The organism is Streptomyces sp. NPDC107498 (assembly GCF_055582805.1).
The window spans coordinates 1-15,457 of sequence record NZ_JBVJPE010000046.1 but is presented as its reverse complement, the minus strand read 5'-3'; the positions used below and the strand labels follow the sequence as shown (position 1 = coordinate 15,457).

Annotated in this window: 9 protein-coding genes and 3 pseudogenes; 6 read left to right on the top strand and 6 right to left on the bottom strand. The window is 68.8% G+C overall.

What is annotated here, in order from left to right; genetic code table 11:
- Positions 1–115: pseudogene (locus ACZ66Z_RS36285) on the bottom strand (TerC family protein); the annotation flags it as partial.
- A 681-nt stretch (positions 116–796) separates the two neighbouring features.
- On the opposite strand from ACZ66Z_RS36285, the gene ACZ66Z_RS36280 reads away from it, so the two are divergent.
- Positions 797–2,488, top strand: coding sequence for an FUSC family protein (locus ACZ66Z_RS36280; protein WP_469940226.1), 1,692 nt, complete (start codon positions 797–799; stop codon positions 2,486–2,488).
- A gap of 202 nt (positions 2,489–2,690) precedes the next feature.
- On the opposite strand, the gene ACZ66Z_RS36275 is transcribed toward ACZ66Z_RS36280, so the two are convergent.
- Positions 2,691–2,936, bottom strand: coding sequence for a hypothetical protein (locus ACZ66Z_RS36275; protein WP_469940224.1), 246 nt, complete (start codon positions 2,934–2,936; stop codon positions 2,691–2,693).
- Between the two features lie 298 nt (positions 2,937–3,234).
- Between ACZ66Z_RS36275 and ACZ66Z_RS36270 the strand changes: the two genes are divergently transcribed.
- Together ACZ66Z_RS36270 and ACZ66Z_RS36265 are read left to right on the top strand one after the other, a co-directional pair.
- Positions 3,235–4,233 carry a glycosyltransferase family 2 protein gene (locus tag ACZ66Z_RS36270; RefSeq protein ID WP_469940223.1) on the top strand — a complete coding sequence of 333 codons (999 nt, stop codon included), beginning with the start codon at positions 3,235–3,237 and terminating at the stop codon, positions 4,231–4,233.
- Between the two features lie 67 nt (positions 4,234–4,300).
- A complete protein-coding gene (locus ACZ66Z_RS36265) occupies positions 4,301–4,864 on the top strand; it encodes an NUDIX hydrolase (RefSeq protein ID WP_469940221.1) in 564 nt (187 codons plus the stop codon).
- Between the two features lie 1,542 nt (positions 4,865–6,406).
- On the opposite strand, the gene ACZ66Z_RS36260 is transcribed toward ACZ66Z_RS36265, so the two are convergent.
- Entirely contained in the window at positions 6,407–7,846 is a 1,440-nt protein-coding gene (locus ACZ66Z_RS36260; RefSeq protein ID WP_469940219.1) for an FAD-binding oxidoreductase, read from the bottom strand.
- A 926-nt stretch (positions 7,847–8,772) separates the two neighbouring features.
- On the opposite strand from ACZ66Z_RS36260, the gene ACZ66Z_RS36255 reads away from it, so the two are divergent.
- The 3 genes from ACZ66Z_RS36255 (at position 8,773) to ACZ66Z_RS36245 (ending at position 10,992) form a co-directional block, all read left to right on the top strand.
- Positions 8,773–9,285, top strand: coding sequence for a C40 family peptidase (locus tag ACZ66Z_RS36255; protein WP_469940218.1), 513 nt, complete (start codon positions 8,773–8,775; stop codon positions 9,283–9,285).
- 282 nt (positions 9,286–9,567) lie between these two features.
- Positions 9,568–10,107 carry a putative adhesin gene (locus ACZ66Z_RS36250; RefSeq protein ID WP_469940228.1) on the top strand — a complete coding sequence of 180 codons (540 nt, stop codon included), beginning with the start codon at positions 9,568–9,570 and terminating at the stop codon, positions 10,105–10,107.
- Between the two features lie 66 nt (positions 10,108–10,173).
- Entirely contained in the window at positions 10,174–10,992 is an 819-nt protein-coding gene (locus ACZ66Z_RS36245; protein WP_469940216.1) for an IS5 family transposase, read from the top strand.
- A 9-nt stretch (positions 10,993–11,001) separates the two neighbouring features.
- Here ACZ66Z_RS36245 and ACZ66Z_RS36240 read toward each other — a convergent pair.
- The 3 genes and pseudogenes from ACZ66Z_RS36240 to ACZ66Z_RS36230 form a co-directional block, all read right to left on the bottom strand.
- A pseudogene (locus ACZ66Z_RS36240) lies at positions 11,002–12,269 on the bottom strand (IS110 family RNA-guided transposase).
- 1,399 nt (positions 12,270–13,668) lie between these two features.
- Positions 13,669–15,024 carry a hypothetical protein gene (locus ACZ66Z_RS36235; RefSeq protein WP_469940214.1) on the bottom strand — a complete coding sequence of 452 codons (1,356 nt, stop codon included), beginning with the start codon at positions 15,022–15,024 and terminating at the stop codon, positions 13,669–13,671.
- 277 nt (positions 15,025–15,301) lie between these two features.
- Positions 15,302–15,457 (bottom strand): annotated as a pseudogene (locus tag ACZ66Z_RS36230) (IS5/IS1182 family transposase); the annotation flags it as partial.

Below are 15,457 nucleotides of genomic sequence, written 5' to 3'. Positions count from 1 at the left end.
TTCCGGCTTCCTTGACCGAGACGTCATGGGGCTTGCGCCCGATGAAGAAGTCGGCACCGATCAGGGCGACCAGACCGAGAACGGTCAGCACCCACGTACTCAGAGAAACACCCACGCGTCCAAGACTCCCTACCAGTCCGAGCACCGTCCGGCGCCGTGTCGGCGACCGCTCTGCCCGAACACCGTTCCGCAACTTCTGGATCCGCTCTCCGGTGCCCGCCTCGCCCCGCCTGACCAAGCTGTGGAGTCTCACGCCTGGAGCACACGACGGAGATTCTGGAGGGCGGGCTGTCGGACCTCCGGCGGGTGTCGGACAACTCCGAGTCGGACCCCGCACGAGCGGTTCCCCCATGATGGAGCACGCCAAGGCTCCCGGAATGGCCTCTTAAGGGCAGCCGAACGTGCGCCGGATGCTCCCGCGCGCCTTCCCTGTCAGACACTCGGCCCCACCGGGCCGAGGGATGTCGGAGGGGAGAAAATCGCCAGCCGAAGGCGGCGCCGGGCACCACGACCGACAGTCCACGTCCTGCCTCACACCACCCCGCTATCGGCAGGCGCCCGACACCGCCTCGCCATCCGTGAGGACCACGCATCGCGTGGGGCTGCCTGCCGCTCATCGCGGCGGCCCCGTCGGCGGCTGGTTCCCGGTCCGCCGCCGGATCAGGGAGACCGCCGACAGGCGGGACACGTAAGGAAGCCGCACACACGCGAAGTACGCTCGATCCGATCGCGCGACACGAACCGGCTTGTCCTCGTCCGGTGACGACTCGGGGTGCGGACCGTGGAGAATCCGCACATGAGCCTCGCACGGGACGTCAGCCGTAGCGTCGCAAGGGCGCTGCGGCCCGCGCCCGCCCCGCTCGCCGTCGCACGGGGGGCCCGGGCTTTCAGCGCGGCCGCGCTCATCGCGGGGTACGGAGCGCTGCTGGGAGACATACGGGTCGTCGCCACCGCCTATCTGGGCGCTGCCTGTACCGCTGCGTTCGTCACTGACGGTTCCTACCGCAGCCGGGCCAGGGTGCTCGCGGCTCAGGCCCTCGGCGCGCTGCTGGGGATCACGGTCGGTGCCTCCGTGCCCCATGAGGCGGTCTGGATGCTGACTACGGCCACGCTGCTCGGAGCGGTCTCCGGGGCCGTGGGGGCCCTCGGCCCCAGCGGCCCCGGGTTCGGCATGATGCTCTCCATCGGAGTCGCCTTCGGACAGTTCGCCGGTTCCTCTCTGCCCTGGTGGCAACAGGTTCTGGCCTACTCGGCGGGGACGACGGTGATGATCGTCGTCACGCTGGCGCCTTGGGTCGTCCGCCGGGGCATGGTCGAACGAGAAGCGGCGGCAGCGGTGATGGCCGCCGCCGCCGACCTGTGTGCGGCGACGGGTACGCGGGCGAGCGGGCAGGCCCGGACCGCGCTGGCCATCGCCTCCGCGGCGGCGCGTGAGGCGGGCCCGGACCACCGGGCCGAACTGGTGGCCTTCGCGGCGGCCGCCCTGTACGCGGAGGGTGAGCGTGTTCCCGCTGACGCCGTCGCCGCCGTCCGAACCGCCGGTGAGCAGATCCTCGCCGGCCGGCCGATCTCCGTCCGATTCCGTGCGTCGGGTGTCTCCCCGGGCCTTCGAGCCCTCGCCGACGCACTCGCCACCGAGCCGTCGAAGCCGACCGGGTCGGTAGTACGCAACGCCTTCGTCCTGCGGACCCTGTTCACGCTCACGATCGCGATGAACGCCAGCCGCATCGCCCTGTGCATGGGGTCGGCCACGGCGCTCACCCTCGCCCTGCACCAACCGCCGCACTCGTTCTGGCTGCCGCTCACCGTGGCCGTCATCGTGCGGCCCGAGTACGCGTCGGTCTTCGTGAGGTCGGTCAACCGGGTGTGTGGCACGTTGGTCGGCGCTGCGGTGACGGCCGTCCTGCTGGCGGCCCATCCAACGGCGTTGACGATGGCGTTCATGGCGGCGACGGCGCTGGGGTTCGCCGCCATGACGGCGCCCAAGCTGTATGCCCTGAACGTCGTCGGGGTGACGGCGTCGGCGCTGCTGTCCTCGTCGTTGACGGGCCCGGATCCCCTGCTTCCAGCTCTGCGCATGCTCGACACGCTCATGGGGGCCGTGCTCGCCGTCGTCGTGGGATACCTGCTCTGGCCCGGCGCTCGCCGTTCTCCTGGAGCCGCACGGTTGGACGCCGCAGCCCAGTCCGCCGTGAAGTACCTCGACGAAGCCGTCAAACCTCCGGCCGATCGCGAGCGCTTCCAGACGCGACGGGACGAAGCGTACCTGCGCGCCCACCAGGCCCGTGCGACCGCCGAGGCCGCCGCCTCCGAGTTGCCCCCGGTCGGCTCCCAGGCGGTGGCTCTGATTCCGGCAGCGTGCCGACTCGAGGACACCGTCGACGCGATCACCGCCCTTGCGGCGGAGCGTGACACGGGGGGCGTGGACCTCCGTCGAGCGACCGAGCTGAGGAAACGGCTCTCCCTTCCCACGGAGACGGGTGACTGAGCCGTCCGTGTCTCAGCAGCGGCAGCTCACAGCGGATCCGGTCATCGGCTGGACGCGCGGCAGAGGAGGAGGGTGCCCGGGCGGACGGAGGAGGGCGCGGGCCGACCGCGTCCGGCGCGTGCGGGCCAGGGGCTGCGAAGGGTCCGGGACCGGCTCCGGTACGGCGGCGAGGCTCGTCGCCGCCGTACCTTCTGCGGCCGGTTCACAGACCAGCCGGATCGGGAAGGTGTCGATCATCGACGCCGTCGAGGAGTTCGTACTCCGCCTCATGGCCACCCCGGCCCTCCGACTCGAAGAGGGATCCCCGCAGGCCGGCGAGGACACGGCGCAGCACGACCGGGCTGACGGGGGTACAGGCACCGTTGGGGACGACCGCGGCGGTGGCGGGCCGGTACACGGGGTCGAGCGGTGCCACGCCGGTCGTGGGCCCGTGCGGTGAGTACGTCATGACACGCCGCTCCTCGAGGGCGCCGCCGGGCACGGAACCCTCCGCCGGCGGGGAGGCCGGCAGCAGCGTGATCCGGCCCGCGAAGGCACTTCCCTCCACACCAAAAGCCGTCCAGGAGGACGCGCGCGACCCGGATTCCCGGAACGGGAACGGGTGGTCCCGGGGACGTACGTCGACGCTGCCCGGTCGGAGATCACCGGAGGGCAGGGAGGGTGCCCGGATCCACTCCCTTTAGGCCGTGCCGCGGACGGGCGCCGCGCGGATCAATAGAAGGCCGTCCCCCTGCGGAAAGGCCCTCGTGTCCCTCCATCACCCCCCCGTATCCGTGATCATGCCGGTCCTCAATGAGGAGCGGCATCTGCGCAACTCGGTCCGCCACATCCTGGAGCAGAAGTACGACGGCGAGATGGAGGTGGTGATCGCGCTCGGCCCCTCCACGGACCGCACCGACGAGATCGCCGCCGAGTTGGTACGCGAGGACCCCCGGGTCCATACCGTGCCCAATCCGACCGGCCGCACCCCCGCCGCCCTCAACGCCGCGATCAAGGCGTCCCGTCACCCGATCGTCGTGCGCGTCGACGGCCACGGCATGCTGTCGCCGAACTACATCGCCACCGCCGTCCGCCTCCTGGAGGAGACGGGCGCGCAGAACGTCGGCGGCATCATGCACGCCGAGGGCGAGAACGCCTGGGAGGACGCGGTCGCCGCCGCGATGACCTCGAAGATCGGCGTCGGCAACGCGGCCTTCCACACCGGCGGCCAGGCCGGCCCCGCCGAGACCGTCTACCTCGGCGTCTTCCGCCGCGAGGCGCTCGAACAGCAGGGCGGCTACAACGTCGAGTTCGTCCGCGCCCAGGACTGGGAGCTGAACTTCCGCATCCGCGAGGCGGGCGGCCTGATCTGGTTCTCGCCGGAGCTGCGCGTCCAGTACCGCCCGCGGCCCTCGGTGAAGGCCCTGGCCAAGCAGTACAAGGACTACGGCCGCTGGCGCCACGTCGTGGCCCGCTACCACGCCGGCTCCATCAACCTCCGCTACCTGGCCCCGCCGGTCGCCGTCTGCGCCATCGCGGCGGGTCTGGTCGTCGGCGCCACCCTCACCCCGCTCGGCTTCGTGATCCCGGCCGGCTACCTCGCCGCGATCACCGCCGGCTCGCTCCCCGCAGGCAGAGGCCTCGCCCTGAAGGCCCGCGTCCGGATCCCGGTGGCCCTGGCCACCATGCACATGTCCTGGGGCTTCGGCTTCCTCACCAGCCCCCGCTCGCTCGCGAGGAAGGTCATCGCGAGCCGCCCGGCGTGACCCCCGCCCCCTCCCGCTGACTCCAGACCCCTCACCCGCCGGTTGCCCCTGAACGAGAGCGACTCCCATGACACAAGCACCATTGCCCCTGGCAGGGGCCTCCGCCCTGATCCTCAACAGTGAGGGCAAGTACCTCCTCCACCTGCGGGACGACATTCCGGGCATCACCAACCCGGGGTCGTGGAGCCTGATCGGCGGTCACCGCGACGAGGGGGAGAGCACGGACGAGACCATCGTCCGTGAACTCGCTGAGGAAGCGGGCCTGGTGCTGCCGTCGCTGCGGCCCTACGTGGTGACGGCGAACCGGGCCCTCGACCGTCCGGCGACCGCACGGGTCCAGGTGTACCTGGGGTTCTGGGACGGCGACCCGGAGGAGCTGCAGTTGACGGAGGGCATCATGCTCCGCTTCTTCGACGGGGACACCGTCGCCCGGCTGAGGGTGGCCCCCTGGGCCCGTGAGGTCATCGACGGCCACATGCGGACGGCGGGCGCCGGATCGCGCTTCGGGGGGCGGCGCCCCGAAGACGTCCTGCCGGACGAGGTCCCGGCCCACGATCCGGCGCGGTCCCGCCCGGTGCGCCCGGCAGCGTCCGTGGGCGCGGCCGAACGCCCGCCTCGGCCGTTCCACTAGAGGCAGGGCGAGCTTCCCAACGGCCGCGCGGGGAACCCCTTCGTGGCCGTGGCGGCACGTGCCCTCGGCCGACGAGGAGAACGCTCGGTCCTCGCAAGAGGCCTCCATGCGCATTCCCCCTCGCCCACGGGTCGACTCCTACGCCCGAAGCCACTCCGTCCGGACCACGCCGCCGGACTGCTGGCCGCCCGCCGTTCGCCGTTCACCTCGGCGCCGCAGACCCTCGCGGAGGCCGGACGTCACGTCCGCGGCGCCCGCGCCGCCTGCCTGGCGGACACCGGGCCGACCTTCGCGGTCCTCAACCGGCACGCCCGCCGGGTCCCGGGCTTCGTCGGCTTCACGGAGCTTTCCTGGTGGGGGCGGGAGGGCCGGAAGCGGTCCGGTCCGGACGCCGCCGAGATCGGCGGGTTTTGGCTCGGTCCCGCGGACAGGACGTCCGCTCACGGGGCCGACGCGGTGATTCTGATGCCCACGCGCGCCTTCGACGACTGGAACCGAGCCGGGCCTCCTTCTCCGTGGACATCGAGGACCGGTTGTTCGTCTCCGTCGTCGAGGAGCAGGGACGCGGTGCGACGGCAGGCGACGCGGGCACTGCCGTGGAGCGGAGGGAACCTCGCGCTCACGGCTGCCGTACACGGCCCTCGGCTCCGAGTGGCCGACGGTCGTCGCCCGGTACGGCGCCCGCCCGCCCTGTGGTTCCGGTCGGGCCCATGTGACCCGCCACCGAGCCTCGTGGCCCGAACCCCATCGGGAACGACCTGTACGGAAGTCCTGCCCCATGACCGAGACCTTCCGCGTCCCCTCCCGGCCCGATCCCGCCTGGCACGGCACGGCACGGCCACCGAGGTCTACACGCGCCTGATCGCCGCGGCGGACCGTCGGCGTCCGAGCGCCCGGGCACCTGGATCGGTTCTCGGCCGGGGCGCGGCTGCCGCGCCGGCTCGCGGGCCCCTCCTTCGGCGGTGCCGACTACGCGGACGGGCAGTGCAGGAGATACGGCGCACCACTCCGGAGCGGCGGACGGCCGGTCCCGTCGGGGCGGGGAACGTTCCTGGGCGTGAGCACGGCGCCACCGCACGGGCAGCGGGGCTGTCCGTGCGGTCTCCCGCTCCATGACGAGTCCGGGTTTGCGGGAGGAAGCGCTCCGAACGTGTGCCCCCACGGTGGAGGGCCCTTGGAAGAGCTCCTCGATCACCGGATCGCCGCCCGTGTGGACGTACCTGCGCCATCCGTCACCGAAGACGACGGCCTGGACGGACGTGCCGGGACGAAGATCCGAGAGGTGCTGCTCGTTTAGCGGGCGAGTCGCTTCAGAAAGCTCTTCCGTCGTTCCTCGTCCCGGTTCACGGGCTTGTTCGGCCCCGCTCGTTCCCTCACCGCCGCCGCTTGCTCGGGGGTCATCTCAGAACATCAGCTCCCAGGCGGTCTGTGCTTCCGCGTCGTGCCTGGGGAAACTTCTCTCTCTGCGGGACTCGACGGTCGGAGGACGCGGCGACCGCCGCATCCCGGCGCCCGACCGGCTCGAACGTCAGCCGGAGCCCGTCAGTGGCTCGGCGTGGCCGGTGGAATGTTGAGGTTGTAGCGGAACATGTTGGACGGGTCGTGGAGGGTCTTGAGCGCCGTGAGCCGGCGGTGGACGTCGTCCCCGTAGACACCCCTGACCTCCTCGTCGGTCCGCGGGCCGACGACGAAGTTCGGTGCCTCGCCGGGGACGGCCCAGGGCGTCAGGGCCTCCACCAGGTCGTCCTGGAAGTGCCGGGCGACGACTGCGGCGGCGTCGGCCTTCTGAGGCACGACGGCCGTGGTGAAGAGGCTGAACTCCGCGTCGGGGTAGGCGCCGACCGCTCCCCCGTGCTCGGCGGGACGGGCGAGGGCGCCTTGGAGATGGCGGAGTTCGAGGAGGAGCGGGCCCGCGCCGTCCCGCTGGGCGAGGCGCTCGACGGCGTCGAGCGCCTCTTCGTCGAGGCCGCCGAGCAGCATCGTGCGACTGACCGTCACGGCCGGTTCGGTCGGGTCCGCGTGGATGGTGCCCGAGAGGGTGTACGGCATCGGTGCCGTGGTGTCGGCGAGCAACGGCGCGGCGGTCGTCAGCGGGGCCAGCAGGGTACGGGCCTCGTCCTCGGGTCCGGTGAACGCGACCCGTACGTGGACGGCGTGTCGGCCGCGCAGGAACTCGGGGACTTCCGGCAGTGGCGGAAAGCGCAGCACGGCGAGGGAGGAGCACATGGCATCCGGTACCGTCGCCGTCCAGGCCGTCCAGGCGTCCAGGACGGCGCGGACGTGCTCGCCGTCGAAGAAGAGACCACCGCCGACGAACTCTTCCAGCGGGAACAGACCGATCGTCGCGGCCGTGACCACGCCGAGGTTGCCCCGGCTGCCGCGCAGGCCCCAGAACAGCTCGGGGTGGGACGTGGGCGACGCCTCGGTGGTCCGCCCGTCCGCGGTCACGACGGTGAGGGAGCGGACGTGGTCGGCGGGACTGCCGAACCGTCGGGACAGCAGGCCGAGCCCGCCCCCGAGTAGGTAGCCGACCGCGCCGACCGCGGGAGCCGCGCCACTGAGTGGCACGAGGCCCTGAGCCACCGCCGCCTCGACCACGTCGCTCCAGCGGGCTCCGGCGCCGACGCGCGCCGTGCGGGACTCCGCGTCCACGTGGACATCCCGCATCCGTGATGTGGTGATGAGGACCGCGGAGGCATCGGCGGGGGCGCCCGGCCCGTGCCCCGTGGCCTGGACCGCCACGCCGAAGCCGTGTTCCGCCGCCCAGCGCACCGTGGCCGCCACGTCCTCGTGTCGCCGTGCGGTGACGATGAGCGCCGGGTGGTGGACGACGCCGCGCTCGAACCCGTCCGCCTCCACCTCGAACCCCGGCGCTCCCTGCCGTAGCACTCCGCCCGGAACATCCCGCTCCAACCGTGACACCGCCTCCTCCGTCAGGGCAGGCGCGGCCAGGGGGAGGTCTTCGGGGTGGACTTCTGCCATCGGGGGCTCTCCTGCGCTTCACTTCTTCGACGGTCGGCTGCGCCGCGTACCGGATCGATGGTGCTGCCCTTCGGAGGGGCGTGTTCAGTGGCGACGAGGCAAGGAAGCAGGCAGAAGAGCTGCCTGAAAGGGGCCTCCGAATCACGAGGGGGTCATGGCCGGGGCATCACGGTCGCGGACTGCCCGACGTCGGCGTCCCATGGCGTCGGGCAGCACCGGCAATCGCCCCCGGCGCGAAGCGCCCGAGGGCGAGCCGTGCCGCCAGGGCCCTGAGCGGTGGCAGACGACATTCTCAACAAAGAACTCGAAAGCGACATAGGGGTACACATTTGAACGTAAGAGTATCTTCTTCGTGAAATTGTAAAGGCTCGGACCGCCGCCGGGGTGGTCGGAGCGGAGGGGATCGGCGGAAGAAGGACGCCGAGGTGTCAGGACGAACGCCCAGACGGTACGGGGAGGGGTTCGCGGGAACAAAGGGACGGTCGGGCGGGCAGCATCGGCGGGGCGGCCGGGCAGGGTTGCCGGCAAGGGCCGCGACGTCCTTGCCGTCGACTTCGGCGCCCCGGTAGGCAGGGGCTATGAGCACTTCCGCACCCCGGCACCGGCGGCCCACGGCACCAGGCCGGACCTCGAGCGGACCCCCGGCGCCGGTACCGGTCCCGTGGCGGCGGCCGGTAGCCCTGGCACTCGGATGCGTCGTCGCGATGGTCTGCCTTCCAGCAGCCGCTGCACCACCGGAGATCCCGGCGCGGCCGACGCCATACGACCGGTCCGACGCCGCGAAGGCCGGTGCGGGGTCCAGCGGGAGCACCTCCTCCGCGACGGACGTCCCCGCGCGGACGGCCGGGAGCGATCACCGGACGGGGGCGCGTGGAAGCCGGTCGGCGGGGTCCGCCGAGAACCCCCTGAACGCCATCGCCCCGCCGGTGCCCGACCCCGTCCCGACCGAGTGGGGCATGCGGTCACCGCACTCCTGGCCGGACCTTCCCTCACCGGCGGCTCCGGACGCGGGGACGGACGTCCCGCCGGTCCCGTCCGCTGGTGCGCCGCCCGGGGCAGCGACCGGCCCGGCCGCGTCGACGGGCGTCGCCACGGCAGCCGCGACGGCCGTGGCGTACGCGCGGGCGCAGGTGGGTCTGCCGTACCGGCTGGGCGGCGTCGGCCCCGGAACCTTCGACTGCTCGGGTCTGGTGCTCTCCGCATATGCGACGGCCGGGGTTTTCTTGCCCCGGACGTCGCAGGAACAGTCTGGGCTGCGGCCTGCCACGGGAGCCCTGCTCCCCGGGGACATCCTCTACTGGGGCGCGCCGGGTGCCGCGACCCACGTCGCGGTCTACATCGGTGGGGGCCGCTTCGTCGGTGCACAGAACACTCGTACCGGTGTGGTGGAACGGTCGGTGGAGGGCAGCGGCTACAGCGGCGCGGTGCGGGTCGCCTGACCCCAGCGCCCCGTCCGGAGGTGCCCTGGCGGTGCCGTTCCGACAGGTGGACGGTGGAAGGGGCTCGTTCACGGAGGGCAGCGGCCGAGGACGCGGGCGTCCGTGACGCTCCGGCCGGCACTTCGGCCGCCGCCAGACCCACGTGCTCGAATGACCGACGCCGAAAGTACTTCATACCCGTCCGGCCGATCGAATGACACAGCGCATCCCGGCTACCGTGCACGAAAGTGCGACCGAAAGGACGTGGGTCGCTCATTTTAACGGCTATATGCTGGGCAAAAAATCACCTACCGAAGACAGAAGACGAGCAGACACTACATAGTCGCCCATGGAACATACATCGGCGGTGAATACGAGGTCCGCCTGCCCGATGATTACGAGCAGATGGTGCGGTTCTATACACCGCCGGGCGAGTCAGTCGGCGTCGGCGAACGCTTCGCCACGATCTTCGCATCTGCCCAGGGAAGGCCGATCAACACCTTCTCCCTGTCCCAAACGGCACCCAATTACTTCTTTGAAAAGACTGAATACATGGCAGTCATGCAGCCGAGCGCCCTACTTCACGGTGAAACCGGAGTCGAAGCGGACGCCGTTCATGTACTCGGGCACGGTCTTCCTGACGGGATGTGGCTGTGTGGCGACCCGCTGAGCAGCGGATGCTCTCGGGGGTTCACTCTTGCAACGGCATCCTGGGGATCTTCAAGGATGTTCCGATCGACATCGCCGCCTGCCGCGTCAAACAGGGTGATGAACCAAGGCATACACACAACCCTGCGGATGACTTCGACGAAGCATCGTACGAGGCCCTGGAGCCCTGAATGAATCACCTCAATGGTGAGACGGAGCCTAGACCGTGTTCTATGTGGTGAGGCGGTCGTTGGGGTCTTCATGGGGCGGGGTACGTGGAGTTGGATTGTTCCGGACGGGTTGTGGGAGATCGCGAAGCCGCTGATCCCGCCGCCCAGGGTGCGGCCGCAGGGCGGCGGGACGCAGGACACGCCTGATGAGACGCTGTTCGCCGCGATCATCTACGTGCTGGTCAGCGGCTGCGCCTGGCGGGCCCTGCCGCCGTGCATCGGCTTCTCGAAGTCGACAGCCCATCGCCGGTTCCTGATCTGGTCGCGGGCCGGGGTGTGGGGCCGGCTGCACGAGGAGATCCTGCACCGCCTCGACGACGACGGCCTCATCGACGTCTCCCGAGCCGTTCTCGACTCCGCCCGCGTCCGGGCGAAAAAAGGGGGCGGACTCACCGGTCCGAGCCCCGTGGACCGGGGCAAGCCGGGTTCCACGATGCACGTCCTGTCGGACGCGAACGGCCTGCCCCTCCTCGTCGGCCTCTCCGCGGCCAACACCCACGACAGCCAGGCATTGAAGCCCATGGTGCTGGGTCACCAAACGAGACACGACCCTCACCGCGGCCGTCACTTCAAACCCCAGCGGCTGCATGCCGACAAGGCCTACGACATACCTGGACTGCGGAGATGGCTCCGCGGCAAACGCATCGGCGTCCGTATCGCCCGCAAGGGCATCGAGTCCAGCGGACGACTCGGGCGTCGTAGGGGGGTGATCGAGCGGACGATGTCCTGGCTGACCGGCTACCGCCGGCTCAACCACCGCTACGAGCACAGCCCCTGCAACTACCCGGCCTTCCTCGGCCTCGCCGCAGCCGTCTGCCGCTACAAGCGACTCGTCCGACTCACCATATAGAACACGGTCTTAAGCGGTAGTCGATGTCTCATCAGGTCGCCTCAGGTGGAAGTCCGGAAAGATCTTCCAGGACCTCCAGCACCACTTCGGAACCTCCGATGGGGTTCGTAGAAGGTTCCGTCGCATGGCGAAGAGGACGTCGGCCCGGCGTCTGGCGGGGCAGAGCAGGGCCTGGGTGTGTGCTTGCCTTGGGCGATCTTCTTGTCGTAGTAGGCCCGGGATGCCGGGTCGCCGAGTGCGGCGAACGCGGAGAGGGGGAAAGCCCTCTTGAGCTGCTTGTTTCCTCTTCGGGAGGGCTGTTCACCGCGGATCGAGGACCCTGAACTGTGGGTCGCGGGTGCGAGTCCGGCGTAGGCGGCGAGGTGGCCGGCGGTCGGGAAGGTGCTGCCGTCACCGACCTCGATCAGGATCCTGGCTCCGGTCCTGACGCCGACCCCGGGCATGGACGTCAGGACCTTGGAAAGAGGGTGGCCCTCCAGCAGTTCCTCGATCCGCCCGGCCAGGAGCTTGCGCTGATCAAGCGCGGCCGTCAGGGGCCCGGCCAGACTCGGGACGATCAAAGCGGCCGCTTCGGTGCCCGGAACGGTGACGGTCTGCTCGTCCAGGGTGTCGAAGATCTTCTCGACCAGCCGCTCGGCCATCCTGGGCGCCTTCGGCCGCAGCAGCGTGACCAGCCGCCGTCGGCCCGCCTTGCGTATCTGGGCCGGTGAGCCGAACCGTTCCAGCAGGGCCAGGACGGCCGGGTGCTGCAACCGCGGTCCCAGGACCCGTTCCAGCGAGGGATGGATCTGGGTCGGCAGGCCGTGCAGCCGGTTCGCGACCCTCGTTGCCTCCCCGGCCAGGTCGTCGTCGAAGCCGACGATCATCTCCAGCTCGGCGATGGTCTCGTCCTCGCCGTCGATGGCCCGCAGCGTGTGGGGCATCGCGCGGGCCGCGTCGGCGATGATGAACGCGTCTCTCGCGTCGGTCTTGGCCTCACCGGGGTGGAGGTCGGCGATCCGCTGCATCGTCAGGCCGGGCAGATAGGCGACCGGGCAGCCCATGGCCCTGGCGACCGCCAGCGGCAGGGCGCCGATGGAGGCCGGCTGGTCGACCACGACCAGCACCGTCCCGTGCCTGGCCTTCAGCCTGGCGAACAGTTCGCGGAGCCTGGGTTCGGTGTTGGGCAGGCGTTTGTCGAACGCCTTCCTTCCGGCCGGGGTGACGGCGGTGGCGTGGTGTTCGCCCTTGCCGACGTCCAGGCCGAGGAAGACGTCGATGTCGCCGGTGTCGATCACGTGCAGGCCCCTCCATCACGCTTTCGTCCGGCCATGCCTCGGCACCGAGCTGCCACATCCATGTTACGGAGAGCTCTTCCAGCCTGGGTGAAGCCGGTGCTCAAGCCCCTCATCAGCGGTCCGTCGATGCCTCCGGAGCCGGTGACACCACCCCCCGGATCATCAACCGCAACAAGGGGGAAGTCATGCCGGCCCCGAAGGCCGGAGGCCCCATTGCGGAGCCACGAAAAAGGTAACGGGGGGCAGTGGGGCGCCGCCTGGGACGAGTTCTCGGCCGGACGGCAGAAGAAGCTGGTTACGCTGGGAGACACGCTTGTCCGCTCCCGTCGAGAGTACGAAAACCGTCCGAAGGGTGAGAAACCGCCGAGGTCAGGCGGAGCCCCAGCCAACAGACGCCATGTCCACCGCTGGATCCGCATTTTCGGAGTGGGTGGCGACATCATCGCTCCGGACTTCGCGCGCCGCGCCGAGTTTCCCGAGTCTTTAACTGTGGGACACCCCGTGCGGTACCGAGATCTTTACCGACTGATCGACCGTCATCCAACCGGGCCCGATCTCACCGGGCCGGCTTCTGGGACCCCTCGGGGCAGGAAGCCGGTCCCATCAGAAATTTCGGTTCTGACCGCGTGCCGGCAGTCGGTGCCGTTGAGACCGGTGCGGGAGCGCCGAGGACAGCACGCGTCAGCAGTGGCACTTTTTGGACATGGCAGCGGCACGGTGAAGACCCGAAACACGGTCACGGGCACCCTACTCACCTCCACCCCGGACGTGGCCGATCACTTTTCCCGTCACGCTCGTAGCTCGGTCAGGGCTCCTGAGCTAGGGCTGGACGGTCGATGACGTAGCGTGGCGTGGGTAGCGGATGCTCCGCTCCGAGGACACCGCCAAGCACGAGTGCACGTACCCCGACCGGTCCGTCGCGCGGGAGCGTCCGACATCCGCTTCGCGTAGAGCCCAGGGTCCTGCCTACCGGAATCTCTGGCAGAGCATCAGATAAAGCAATGGTTTCGAGAAGTGTCGCAGTCCACCGAGCACACCCCGATGCCGGATCACCGCGCGCGCGTTCGCCTGACCCACATGGAACCCGTGCGGGTCAGGCGTGTTTGGATGCGCCTGACCCGCATTGAACGCGGCAGCCTCGTCCCCCGCTTGGCCGCGGGGGTAGCGAGCAGGGCGTGGTCAGGCCGTCAAGGCTGCCTGCATGCCCCCTGCGTCCTGCACGCTCCTCGGAGCACGTGGCCCTGACCTTCCCCCGGGCAGCTGAAGCCGCAACAACGGCGACAGGGCTTCCGGGCGTCCCTCTGCGGGCTGGGGACACCGCCCCTCCTCGACGAGCCGCCGCCTGTCCCACGCGCTGCGACGATAAGGAGGGGGCAACCGCCCGACCAGGGCGTCAGTTCTACGGTCTCTGCGCCCTGCGCCACGCGTCGACACCTTCGTGGCGACAGAGGACCCTACGTTCCGTCTCATTGAGCGTTGAGTAGTGATCCACAAAAGCCTTCCTATTGGAAAGGAATATGTAGACGCCGCGGGCGAGAATTGTCTGTTCCGTTCCCAGCTTTCCGACGAGGTAGGATTTTTCACGCCCCAGCTCCCACATGATGTGGTTCGTCTCAGCGTTCGTCTCGGCGGAAGCCAGATATACGCCAAGAGCTTCCCCGTCCATTCCTCCTCCCGTCACATTCCACCAGACTCGGCCGCGCCGCCAAGCGACCACCTCCTTGATGTTCTCGATCTCATTCTTCGCGATAGGGGGAAGAGAATCGAAGGAGGCCGGCAACCCATTGCTGTACGGGTGCTGTGCCTGCTTGAGCAGTTCGACCCACCGGCGTCCTAGCCAGCGGGCAACGCCTGGATGTGTGTGCAAGAGGTTACGGGAGCGGTCTGACGCCGTCTCGTAGGTGGCAGCGAATCTCTCTGGGTTCGTGAGGAAGAGGTAGATCCCGCGGGCTATGGTTTGCTGATCCCTGTCGAGGAAATTGCTGAGGTACCCGCCCTTCTCCAGGCCCTGCCTGTAATACGCAATAATTGAGCTTTCTGTTTCCAAGGAAATAAAAGTGGCGAGCGCGGCGCCGTTCGTGAATTGATTTGAGGCCGACCATGCCGCCCTTGCGCACTGCCACGTTTGGACCTTCGGATGGGTCAGGGCGTATGCCTGCATTTTCCGGCCTAGCGCGTCGAACCAGCGGGCGAAGTCTCCGGAAAACGGTTCTTTTTCGTTTTCCAGATGGCCCAGCCATCTCTCCAGCACTTCGTATACCTCTTCGTCCATATACTGTGCAGGATTGGCGACTGTGTGTGCAGGGGAAGAATCATTTTCGACGCGGCAGCAAATGATGTCGATCGGAATCCCCTTGAATACCCCGAGGATGCCGTCGCAGGAGTGGTCCCCCACGGAACACCCGGTGTTCGCCGGGTCGCCACATAGGCGCATTTGGCCAGGCAGATTATATCCAAGAAGCTGAACCGAATCCCTGTCGATTCCTGGTTCGCCGGCGACTAGGGCCTCTAGCTGAGCAATATACATTTCACCCCCGTCCGACAAGTAGTAGTTGGGTACCACTTGCGAAATGGGGGGAGTGTTTATATCCTTCCCCTGGGCGGATGCGAATATCATCGCAATGCTTTCCCTAGCATCGATCGCCATGTCCGGCTGTGCATAGAATCGCACCATTTGCTCGTAATTTTCCGGCAGGCGGATCTCATCCTCATCGCCGATGTAAGACCCATGGGCGACTATGTATCGTCTGTTCATGTTCTTCCTCGCAGGTTTGGCGAAATTTTGCCTAACATACTCGCATCCGGAAGAGGTGCGAAATGCCTCCCCGGGCGCCTTTTCGGGCACAACTGCAGGGAAGATTCGGGTCATTCATGCAGCCCAGGTGGGCATGCGTTATCTCGATGTCGTTCGCTGGGTGCTGCACTGTTCCGTCCGGAGCGAATTGATCCGTGTTGGCTGTTGCGGATGATATTCCTCAACTCTCTGGGTCATCAAAAATCTGTCTCCAAAATCCGGGTCCAGTGAGCCTCTTTCATCCTGAATAGTTGCAGGTCAGCAGGGTGTGGACGGCTTGGACGATGGTGCCGATGCGGCGGGTGGAGCATCGGGCTCGGCGGAGGATGCGCCAGGACTTCAGCTGCGCGAAGGCGCGTTCGCCAGGAGCTCTCAGGCGGGCGTGATCGCGGTT